The sequence below is a fragment of the Bacillus sp. MT94 genome, from assembly GCF_058792475.1.
The window spans coordinates 187,420-197,989 of the sequence record NZ_JBXAEZ010000002.1 but is presented as its reverse complement, the minus strand read 5'-3'; the positions used below and the strand labels follow the sequence as shown (position 1 = coordinate 197,989).

Sequence of the window (10,570 nt, the reverse complement as noted above, 5' to 3'; positions counted from 1 at the left end):
CTACTTAGCGCTTTCTGCAAGCTCATATCCTCTTACAAACAATAAAGTCATATAAGAAACAATAAATGAGAAGATGCTGTACATGCCAACCCAAAAGAAAAATTTTGGAGTAAAGGCGATAACACCTATTATTAAAAAACTAGCAAACGTTACAATCGGCATTACGTAATACGTTTTCGTCTTGCGCGTTCCAATAACAGAAACGATAAAGATAAGTAATGGACAAATTAATAAGACGAAAATCAATTCATTCATAGGTATGTCCCCTTTTCTAATTGCAGTAATCTGTTTCTCGTAAACGTTTTGAAATAATTACTCTCCTAATATAATTTCGCTAAGTAATAACGAATCCCTCTTGAAAACTGATAATTCATGATGAATTTTACAAGCAAAAAACGTAAGCAAGAGAACACTTGCTTACGTTATAGAATAAACATCGCAACGATCGTGGTGACAATTAAACCGATAACAACCGGTAAAAAGTTTCGGCGTGCAAGTTCAAATGGATCGACTTTACAAATCGCAGCAGCAGGAATAAGTGCCCAAGGAATTAACGTCCCGCCCCCGGTCCATATAGCTGCAATTTGCCCGAGTGCTGTTAATGTAGCTGTTCCATGGCCAAGTGCTGTTCCAAAAAGATTGGCAATGGAACCAGCAAGTGATATACCTGAAAAACCTGATCCATCTAAGCCGGTAATGACACCAACGATGGTTAATGTCCCTGCCGATACATATTGATTTAAAGGAACAGTTTGAGATAAAGCGATGCCTAAGTCGTTAATGATTCCGTGTGAACCTTTCGGTAAATAGTCCCCGATAATTTTTACAAATCCACTATCTCCTAAATAAAAGAGTGCAGCGATAGGAATAACTGGTCCGAAAATTTTAAAGCCAAATTGGAGCCCTTCTATGAAATAATCGGTCGTTTTATTCAGTCCATTTCCTTTGTAGGCGATGAGGGAAATGATGATAATCATAATAACAGTCGTTCCGCCGATAAGTGCAGTTGCGTCGCTTCCTTGTAGTTGAAATTGAATCATGCAAAGGATATCAATGATATATACGATAGGGATACAAATAGCGAGCCATTTCTTTGTGCGAGGAGATAATGAAGTGAGCGTTTTAGAAGACTCAGTTGATAGAATAGATTCTTGTATAGCTAAGCCTGTATGAAACTCTTTTCGTAAGAAGAAAAAAGCGACGGAAGTTGTCACAACGCCCATAACGATAACGAGTGGAACACTTGCAGATACGACGCTGGAAACAGGGAGACCAGCAGCGTCTGCGGTTAATTTTGGTGCGCCTTGTATAACGAAGTCGCCGGATAAAGCAATCCCATGACCGAATAAGTTCATAGCAATTGCTACTCCAATTGGGGGGAGACCTACGCGTACAGCAACCGGTAATAAAATAGCTCCCATTAATGCGACAGCGGGAGAAGGCCAAAAGAAGAAAGAAATTGTCATCATCAAAAGGCCAATAATCCAGTAGGCGAGGGTAGGGGTACGGATCATCTTTGTAAATGGTGAAATCATTGTATCATTTATACCGGTATGAACGAGTAAATTGCTCATGGATACAATAATAGAAATGATTAATATAGTTGGTAATAGCTCAGTAATGGCGTAAATAAAACTTTGAAAAATGCCGCTAACGGCAAGAGGGATAGAACTTGTAGCAGTTAATGCTAATAAAAAGATAAAAACGATACAAATAATTGTAGTATCTTTCCGGAGAATAAAAAAGGTAATAATAGTGAGTAAACAAATAACATAGAGAGCGTGTAATAGCGTTAATTCAACTCCCATAACATTCACATCCTTAGGCAATCGTGTAGTTTATTGTATGAAAGTAGGGAAAGTATGTGAGTATAAGAAACAGAAAAAAAGGTAAAATTTCATGTACTGCAATGGTAAGGATAAAAATGGATGTTACAATACAATTAATCCTAAAAATGGAATTCGAGGAGGGCTTATGCACAAAAAAATTGGATTTTTGGGATTTATCATATCTTGTAGTCTATTAATCATTTTAAAGCTATTTACAAACAATGAATGGATAAGTATTATACTTGTTTTCGGGTTTGTATTTATACTTTTATATAACTGGGATGGTATGAAACAATACAGTAAAAAGTATCGGAATTATGATAGGTATCATCGTTGTTTGCTCATTGTTCGCAGGGGTTATTTTAATAGAGGGTCAGAAACAAATGGAGAAAATGTCTATTTTTCAAGAATGGATGTCTTCTGCAAACGGTCTTTATCTTGTAATTATAGTTGTTATTTTTCTAAGAATTGTTATAAGTATAGCAAGTTACATATTAAAGGAGAAGTAGAATGGGGGAGTACGAATGAGAGAAAAAATAGGATATTATGGTGTGCTAGTTTGTTTACTATTATCAATTATTTCAGGACAATTTCTTAACAGTGAATGGGTACCAGTTATATTATGTATAGGAGTATTGATTTTTGCTCCTATGTATCGCTGGAATGAATGGAAAGCATATAGTCGAAAAAAGAAAATGGTTTTCAGCATCGAATTTGTCATTATAATCAGCACAATTCCGTTTTTGTTATGGAAAGGAAATGAGATAATAGATGGAATTGTAATGTTTCAAGGGTGGTTGTTTATTGCGAAAATGCTATATTTAATATGCATTTTAATGTTGGTAGTGGTAGTCACTAAAATAGTAAACGAAAAGCTATTCGTTAATGAATAAAAGAAAATGCCACCTTATTCGGTGGCATTTCCTCATTTTACTGCATGAGCTTTTTGCATCTTTTTAATTAAACGAATTTGTCCACGATGATTGATTTCATCTTCAAAAACGTGAAACCACTTAAAATAGTTATTTGCTGGTTTGTCATACCAAAAGTCTGTCGTTTTAAATAACCATTCATCAGGTAACGATTGAAAAGTCTCGATTGTTTTGGAACGTACTTCTTGTAATGTATTTATGTAAAATTCTATAGCGTTTCCTTTTATTTTCTCACGCCCAAGATCGCCTAATTCAATGCCAGGTAACCAGCGTTCTAATTCAGCCTCCGTTGGTTCACGGTCTTCAAAAGTATGAATCTGGTAGTAAAATTCAATAGCAGCCATATGATACAATAACATGCCAATTGAATTTGTGTCCTTATCATATAAATAATCAAGTTCCTCAATTGTTAAACCTTCCACCCCTTGCATTGTTGTATAGCGAGCGTAATTCATCATGGAAACAAGATTTGAAAATTCAGGCTGTAACCCATCTATCTTATCAATTACAAAATTCAATTTAAATTCCCCCTCTTAAACGATGACTCCAGAGAAAGAATTCTATGTGCAACGAAAAACTCCTTTAAAAAAGGTCGTGATTTCAACAAGGAATAACAATTAGTTCTCTATTTGATTTTGTAATAACGTCATAACCATCTTTGGTGATGACAATATCATCTTCGATTCTACAACCGCCCCAGTTCGGTATGTAAATGCCCGGCTCAACTGTAACAACCATACCTTCTTGTAAAGTTGCCTTGCTTTCTTGGGATAAGCGAAGTGGTTCATGTATTTCTAACCCAAGACCGTGCCCGGTAGAGTGGCCAAAGTATTGACCGTATCCATGTTCTGTAATGTAATTCCTCGTTATATCATCGATACTTTTCGCAGTTTCTCCAGGCTTAATTGCTTCAGTCCCACGCTTTAACGCTTCTCGTACAACATTGTATATTTTTTGGAATTCTTCCGATGGTTCCCCGATTGCTACGGTACGTGTTATATCGGAACAATATCCGTCGTAAAGTGCACCGAAGTCTAATGTAACGATATCGCCGCGTTCGATTATTTTATTTGATGCAACTCCATGGGGAAGTGAAGAACGAACGCCTGAGGCTACAATGATTTGGAATGAAGAAGATGTAGCCCCTTTTTTTCGCATGAAAAATTCTAACTCATCTCGAACGTCAGTCTCGCTTATTCCAGGCTTTAGAAATGTAACAATATGGTGAAATGCTTCGTCAGCGATTGTAGCTGCGATTTTCATTGTTTCTATTTCAGATGTGTCTTTAATAAGTCGAATATCTTCAATAATCTCACACACTGGAACCATTTCTGTATGTATATATTTTTGTAGTTTCTTAAATTGTTGCAAAGTCATATTATTGTCTTCTATACCAAGTTTTTGAATGTTTAATTTTGATACTTGATTTGCAACTTCTTCTTCTAAATTTCCTTTATGCATAATAATTTCTGCTGCTTTTATTTCCGTTTTTGCTTGATCTACGTAACGGAAATCAGTAATGAAAATAGCTTTATGCGCAGCGATTAAGACAACGCCTGCGCTACCTGTAAAGCCTGTTGCATATTGACGGTTTTCTTTCTTTGTAATAAGTAACCCGTCGATTCCGTAATTATGTAGTTGTTTTTGGATGTTAGTTATTCTTATATTCATTTTAATTCCTCCTTTTTACATTAATAAAGCAAGAATTGTGCCAATATATTTATTTAGAATAAAAGAGAAGAGGGTAGCTGTGTGTCAAAAAAACTAGACGGATGTAAAATAAATATATATAAAATTTTTACAGTAAGTTTTTATGTGAATGAACAATAATGTAAACTTGCAAACAAAATCTTTTTAATTTAAGTATTATATTTTTTGTATAAATAAATTAAAAAATTGGTATAATAAGGGATTGTTACGTTTTTTTGTAGGTAAAGAGATGTAACGAAAAAATTGGGTTAAGGAATGTGAATGTATGAAGAAATTAAGTAAAGTAATGTCATTTTGTTTGGCCGCTAGTATGCTTGTTATAACGGGGTGTGAAACAAGTGAAAACAAAGTTCAAGTGAATAAAATGATTGACCAGCTTGATGAAGCGCCAGAAGTGACAGAAAAAGAAGCAAAAAAGATTGTAAGAAAGAGTGTAGATGGAATAGCAAATGCGTTTAGTGAGATGGAAAAAGAAAATGGATGGAGCCGAAATAATCCTGGGGATTTAGAGACAGCTAAAAAAGGAGTTAAAGGATTGGTTTCAGAAAAGTTTGTAGAGAATCAGCTTCCTGAATTGCTTGCTAACTTTAATAGATCGAGAGAGACTGATATGTTACCATTCCCAAATTATTTTCAAACTGAAATAAGATTTTCTTCTTCACAAGATAAAGAAAATTTAACGGTACATACATTAAGTTTAGAAGATGAAATAGGTAATGCGGCCCAAGATTGGGAATTTCATTTGGTGTATAAAGAAGGGGAATGGTTAATGGATAAATGGTCATTCGTTTTTCCTGAAGATTTAAAACTTACAAAAGAAGAAGCAAATAGAATTTTAAAAATGCCAGACGATAAGAATGTGTCATTTGTAAGTGAAGAAAATAGTGGCGATAAGAAATACATATTCAAAGATAGTAACGGATTAATTACTGTAAATGCGAAAACATCTCTTATTTCATACAATGTAGATAAAAATAGGTATGAAAAGGTAACGAAAGAAAGAAATATTCAAGAAACAGAACAAGTACAGAGAAAGGATTCGAGTGCGTATACAGGCTCAAAAGAAGAGAAACAATCGCAAAAAGAATCTTCTTCAAAGATAGATAGAGCAAATGTTTTAAGTGAATTAGCTGCTATAGATAAACAAGAAAAACATACGAATGCTATGTCAACCAATGATATAGTAAATGAAATAGAAGGAAATTATGAACTGTGGGATAATAAACTAAATGAAATTTACAGTACATTAAAAAGTACGATGTCACCTGATGCGTTTCAGTCGTTAAAAACGAAACAAATTGCGTGGGTTAAAGAAAAAGAAAGTAAAGTTAAAGCAATTGGTACTGATACAAATAATGGAACGATGAGGCGTATAGAAGCTTCAGAAGAGAAATATAAGATGACAAAAGCAAGATGTTATGAATTAGTAAATGGGTATATGAACTAGTGTGAACGAATATAAAAAATGCGTTGCTTATAAGCAACGCATTTTTGTATTTACGCTTTTAATTTCATTACAATATCAGCATCTGGTGTTACATATACGGTTTGCTGATTGTCGTACGTAACAAAACCAAGTTTTGCACCACTCGGTTTTTTCACATGGCGTATTTTAGTGAAATCAACAGGTACAGAGCTAGACTCTTTCGCTTTACTGTAATAAGCGGCAATTTTGGCAGCTTCTAGTAAAGTTTCTTCAGCAGGCTCTAAAGAACGAATGACAACGTGAGAGCCAGGTATGTCTTTCGTATGTAACCAAATTTCATCACGGCGGGCAAACTTCGTTGTTAAATAATCATTTTGTTTATTGTTTTTACCAACGAAAATCTCTGTGCCATCACTTGCTAAATATTTATCTAATACTGGCTTAGTAGGCTTTTTCTTTGCGTTTTTCGTTTTGCGATTGCGCACATAACCTTCTTCAGCTAATTCCTCACGAATTTCTTCAATATCTTTTGAAGAAGCAGCTTCCATTTGTTGAAGTAAGCTATCAAAATAAAGAATTTCTTCATTGGTTTTTTCGATTTGTTCTTCTACAACAACAACTGAATTTTTTGCTTTTTGATACTTTTGGAAATAGCGTTGTGCATTTTCAGATGGTGTTTTTAAAGGATCTAATGTGATTTTTACAGTTCCGCCATTTTCATCGTAATAATTAACGACCTCAATATCTTTATCGCCTTTTTTCAAAGCGTACATATTAGCTGTAAGTAGCTCTCCAAATAGTTGATATTTATCTGCTTTTCCAGCATCTTGCAGTGTTTTTTCGAGTTTAATGAGTTTTTTCTCGTTTTTATTTTTTTCATTTTGCATAAAGCGTTCTAAATCATGAGCTTGTTGTTTTACACGATCGCGCTCTGCTTTTCCGAAAAAGAAACGATCAAGCAATTCACTAACAGATGAGAACGTCTTATCTTCTCCTTGCAAGTGTGCAAGAGGGAAAAGATAAAAGAATTCTTTCCCATTTGAAGTAGTCATCGCTGGTGAATATGTATGAGTTAATAATGGTTTTTGTATGGAGAAAAATGCATCCGCTAATGCTTTTTCATTTACCATACCAGCTTTTTTCACTACTTCTTTTGCGAATAACGGGGATATTCCCGTAAAGGTGCCGACAAGCTGTTTATCCATGTTTCCAGATAGAAAGTCTAGTGGTCTAATAAATTCATCATTTGTTTCAATCTGAAGTGGGTTAATTTTATGTTGTGCTGGTGGTGCAATATATTCAGCTCCAGCGTATACAGTACGATGGCGGTTTACCGCTAAAGATATGTGTTTTAAGCTATCTAAAATAACGTTTGTTTTCGTATCTACTAAGATAATGTTACTATGTCGGCCCATTATTTCGATTACTAATGTTTTTAATGATTCGTCTCCAATTTCATTCCGACTGCGAACTGTAATTTGAATAATACGTTCTAAGTCAATTTGTTCAATTTTTTCAATAAACCCACCTTCTAAATGTTTACGAAGAAGCATACAAAACATTGGCGGTATTGCTGGTGAATCGTAGTTTTGATTCGTTAAGTGCAGACGCGCATATGTAGGGTGAGACGAAAGAATTAGTTTTTGGTTCTTTCCGTTTGCTCGAATATGTAATAAAATCTCATACTTTGAAGGTTGATATATTTTGGAAATTCTTCCTGTGTAAAGAGAATTTGCAATTTCATGTGTAATTGCTCTTGTAAATAATCCATCGAATGCCATAAATGAACACTCCTTTCTAACTAAAAGTTAATTATAGCATTTTTTTGGACGAGGCTGAATAAGCTTTCAATAGAGTATGTCTGGAATCAGGAGGTCGATGGCAGGATGAACTGGTATGGAATGCGGGCACATGAAGTGGAAGAAAGAACGAATACGAATGTAAAGGTTGGACTTACAGAGAAAGAAGCAGAAGGGCGCGTAAAGAAATTTGGTACTAATGAATTAGAAGAAGCAAAAAGGCCTTCTGCACTAATGGTATTTTTAGCACAGTTTAAAGATTTCATGGTACTCGTTTTGTTTGGAGCAACAATTGTTTCTGCGTTTTTAGGTGAATACATTGATTCTATTGCTATTGTTGCCATTGTTATTATCAATGGTATTCTCGGATTTTTTCAAGAAAGAAAAGCTGAAAAATCATTGGAAGCTTTAAAGGAACTAGCCGCTCCACAAGTTACTGTAATGCGGAATGGAAAGTGGGTAAAAGCACCATCTAAAGCACTTGTTTTAGGTGATATTATTAAGTTTTCCAGTGGTGATCGTATTGGGGCTGATGTGCGTCTTGTTGAAGCATCAAGTTTATATATTGAAGAGTCTGCTTTGACAGGGGAGTCCGTACCTGTACAAAAGAAGGTAGAAGCATTGCAAGGGCAAGATGTTGCAATTGGTGATCAAAAAAATATGGCTTTTATGGGGACAATGATTACGCGAGGATCTGGTACAGGAGTCGTTGTAGCAACTGGTATGAATACAGCGATGGGGCAAATTGCAAATATGTTACAAAATGCAGAGCAAATGGAAACACCACTGCAAAGAAGGTTAGAACAGCTCGGAAAAATATTAATTATTGTGGCTCTTATTTTGACAGCACTCGTTGTATTAGCTGGTGTGTATCAAGGGAATGAAGTATATCATATGTTTTTAGCTGGTGTGTCTCTGGCTGTTGCGGCTATTCCAGAAGGGTTGCCGGCAATTGTTACAGTAGCTTTATCACTTGGTGTACAGCGTATGATAAAAAAGAGAGCAATTGTACGAAAGTTACCAGCCGTAGAAACGTTAGGTTGTGCTTCCGTTATATGTTCTGATAAAACGGGAACAATGACGCAAAACAAAATGATGGTAACACATATGTGGTCAGGCGGAGAATTGTGGAAAGTGACAGGGCAAGGATATGAACCTAATGGCTCTTTTATGAAAGGTGAAAAAGAAGTGAATCCAGCTAAGACAAAAGCACTTTATCAGCTACTTACATTTGGTTCACTATGTAACAATGCAAATATTATTCAAAAGAAAAAGGCGTACGTATTAGATGGAGATCCAACAGAGGGAGCGCTTGTAGCTGCAGCAATGAAAGCTGGGATAACACGTGAGGCATTGAAAGGGAAATTTGAAGTTATTCGTGAATTTCCATTTGATTCAACTCGAAAAATGATGAGTGTTATTGTACGAGATCGAGAGGGGAAAAAGTTTATTGTTACGAAGGGAGCACCGGATGTTCTTTTACAAATGAGTCAAACGATTTTATGGGGGGATAAGCAACAGCCGTTAAGTGAGCTATATAGAAAAGAAGTACAGGCGGCTATTCATAGCTTAGGTAGTCAAGCGCTTCGAACAATTGCAGTTGCGTTTAAACCTTTAAAAATAACGGATTCTATTGAACATGAAAGAGACGTTGAAAAAGATTTTATGTTGGTTGGGATACAAGGTATGATTGACCCACCAAGACCAGAAGTGGCGCAGGCGGTAAAAGAGTGTAAAGAAGCTGGTATTCGAACAGTAATGATTACAGGTGATCATAAAGTGACAGCAATGGCGATTGCTGAACAATTAGGAGTTTTGCCACCAGATGGACGCGTTGTTGAAGGAGTAGAACTCGCGAATATGGATGTGGAGGAATTAGAAAATGTTGTAGAAGATACGTATGTATTCGCTCGTGTATCACCTGAACATAAATTAAAAATTGTTAAGGCACTGCAAAATCAAGGGCATATAGTAGCGATGACAGGTGATGGAGTGAACGATGCTCCAGCTATAAAAACAGCGGATATTGGGATAGCGATGGGGATTACAGGAACAGATGTTGCAAAAGAAGCCTCTTCACTTGTTTTACTAGACGATAATTTTGCTACAATTAAGTCAGCGATTAAAGAAGGAAGAAATATATACGAGAACATACGTAAGTTCATCCGATATTTATTAGCATCAAATGTTGGAGAAATTTTAGTTATGTTATTTGCGATGTTACTTGCATTACCCCTGCCGATGGTTCCTATTCAAATTTTATGGGTGAACTTAGTTACTGATGGTTTACCAGCGATGGCATTAGGTTTGGATAAGGCTGAAGGAGATGTGATGAAGAGAACGCCGCGCCACCCGAAAGAAGGGGTATTCGCTAGAGGGCTTGCATGGAAAATAATAAGTCGAGGTTTTTTAATTGGGGCAGTGACGTTAGTAGCGTTTATTATTGCGTATAACCAACATCCAAATGAACTCAAATATGCACAAACTGTAGCGTTCGCGACGTTGGTACTTGCTCAGCTTATTCATGTATTTGATTGTCGTAGTGAGCATTCTGTCTTTCATCGTAATCCATTTGGGAACGTGTATTTAGTAGGGGCGGTTATCATTTCATTACTACTCATGCTAGTAGTGATATATTATCCACCGTTACAACCGATTTTTAGCACAATGCCGATACAAGCAAGAGATTGGTTATTAATTGGAGGTTTGTCATCAATTCCGACTTTCTTACTAGTAGGTTCTTTATTAACAGGGAAAAAGGCGAAAAAGAAAAAGCCAATGTTATATAAGAAGGGATTAAACTTGAAATAGTCAATGTTATGAAAATGTGATATAATTTACAGAAGGTAGTAGAGCCTTGTCTCTATTACCTTT

General features: G+C 35.7%; 8 protein-coding genes and 1 pseudogene. 4 read left to right on the top strand and 5 right to left on the bottom strand.

The genetic code is table 11. The annotated features are described in order from the left end of the window. Nucleotides 1-255 carry a YbeF family protein gene (locus AC1Q51_RS06620; protein ID WP_001003933.1) on the bottom strand — a complete coding sequence of 85 codons (255 nt, stop codon included), beginning with the start codon at nt 253-255 and terminating at the stop codon, nt 1-3. A gap of 167 nt (nt 256-422) precedes the next feature. Continuing rightward, complete coding sequence (locus tag AC1Q51_RS06615; protein ID WP_000537906.1) at nt 423-1,808, bottom strand: membrane protein; 1,386 nt, start codon at nt 1,806-1,808, stop codon at nt 423-425. Nucleotides 1,809-1,974: 166 nt separating this feature from the next. Here AC1Q51_RS06615 and AC1Q51_RS06610 point away from each other — a divergent pair. After that, a pseudogene (locus AC1Q51_RS06610) lies at nt 1,975-2,338 on the top strand (YoqO family protein). A gap of 15 nt (nt 2,339-2,353) precedes the next feature. After that, nucleotides 2,354-2,722, top strand: a complete 369-nt coding sequence (locus AC1Q51_RS06605; RefSeq protein ID WP_001208250.1) for a YoqO family protein — start codon at nt 2,354-2,356, stop codon at nt 2,720-2,722. Between the two features lie 32 nt (nt 2,723-2,754). On the opposite strand, the gene AC1Q51_RS06600 is transcribed toward AC1Q51_RS06605, so the two are convergent. After that, nucleotides 2,755-3,279, bottom strand: a complete 525-nt coding sequence (locus AC1Q51_RS06600) for a DinB family protein (RefSeq protein WP_001012043.1) — start codon at nt 3,277-3,279, stop codon at nt 2,755-2,757. An 82-nt stretch (nt 3,280-3,361) separates the two neighbouring features. After that, on the bottom strand, nt 3,362-4,432 hold the full coding sequence (locus AC1Q51_RS06595; RefSeq protein ID WP_098284585.1) for a M24 family metallopeptidase: 1,071 nt from the start codon (nt 4,430-4,432) through the stop codon (nt 3,362-3,364). 304 nt (nt 4,433-4,736) lie between these two features. Between AC1Q51_RS06595 and AC1Q51_RS06590 the strand changes: the two genes are divergently transcribed. Then, nucleotides 4,737-5,918, top strand: coding sequence for a lysozyme inhibitor LprI family protein (locus tag AC1Q51_RS06590; protein WP_000736524.1), 1,182 nt, complete (start codon nt 4,737-4,739; stop codon nt 5,916-5,918). Between the two features lie 50 nt (nt 5,919-5,968). Here AC1Q51_RS06590 and AC1Q51_RS06585 read toward each other — a convergent pair whose 3' ends face one another. Further along, nucleotides 5,969-7,678, bottom strand: coding sequence for an Rqc2 family fibronectin-binding protein (locus AC1Q51_RS06585; protein WP_000863271.1), 1,710 nt, complete (start codon nt 7,676-7,678; stop codon nt 5,969-5,971). A 105-nt stretch (nt 7,679-7,783) separates the two neighbouring features. On the opposite strand from AC1Q51_RS06585, the gene AC1Q51_RS06580 reads away from it, so the two are divergent. Continuing rightward, nucleotides 7,784-10,507, top strand: coding sequence for a calcium-translocating P-type ATPase, SERCA-type (locus AC1Q51_RS06580; protein ID WP_001104774.1), 2,724 nt, complete (start codon nt 7,784-7,786; stop codon nt 10,505-10,507). Nucleotides 10,508-10,570 lie beyond the last annotated feature (63 nt).

What these genes read in the sequence shown, in the direction of transcription:
- AC1Q51_RS06580 (WP_001104774.1), top strand. Translation starts at nt 7,784, where the DNA reads ATGAACTGGTATGGAATGCGGGCACATGAAGTGGAAGAAAGAACGAAT.
- AC1Q51_RS06595 (WP_098284585.1), bottom strand. Translation starts at nt 4,432, where the DNA reads ATGAATATAAGAATAACTAACATCCAAAAACAACTACATAATTACGGA.
- AC1Q51_RS06585 (WP_000863271.1), bottom strand. Translation starts at nt 7,678, where the DNA reads ATGGCATTCGATGGATTATTTACAAGAGCAATTACACATGAAATTGCA.
- AC1Q51_RS06605 (WP_001208250.1), top strand. Translation starts at nt 2,354, where the DNA reads ATGAGAGAAAAAATAGGATATTATGGTGTGCTAGTTTGTTTACTATTA.
- AC1Q51_RS06615 (WP_000537906.1), bottom strand. Translation starts at nt 1,808, where the DNA reads ATGGGAGTTGAATTAACGCTATTACACGCTCTCTATGTTATTTGTTTA.
- AC1Q51_RS06590 (WP_000736524.1), top strand. Translation starts at nt 4,737, where the DNA reads ATGAAGAAATTAAGTAAAGTAATGTCATTTTGTTTGGCCGCTAGTATG.
- AC1Q51_RS06620 (WP_001003933.1), bottom strand. Translation starts at nt 255, where the DNA reads ATGAATGAATTGATTTTCGTCTTATTAATTTGTCCATTACTTATCTTT.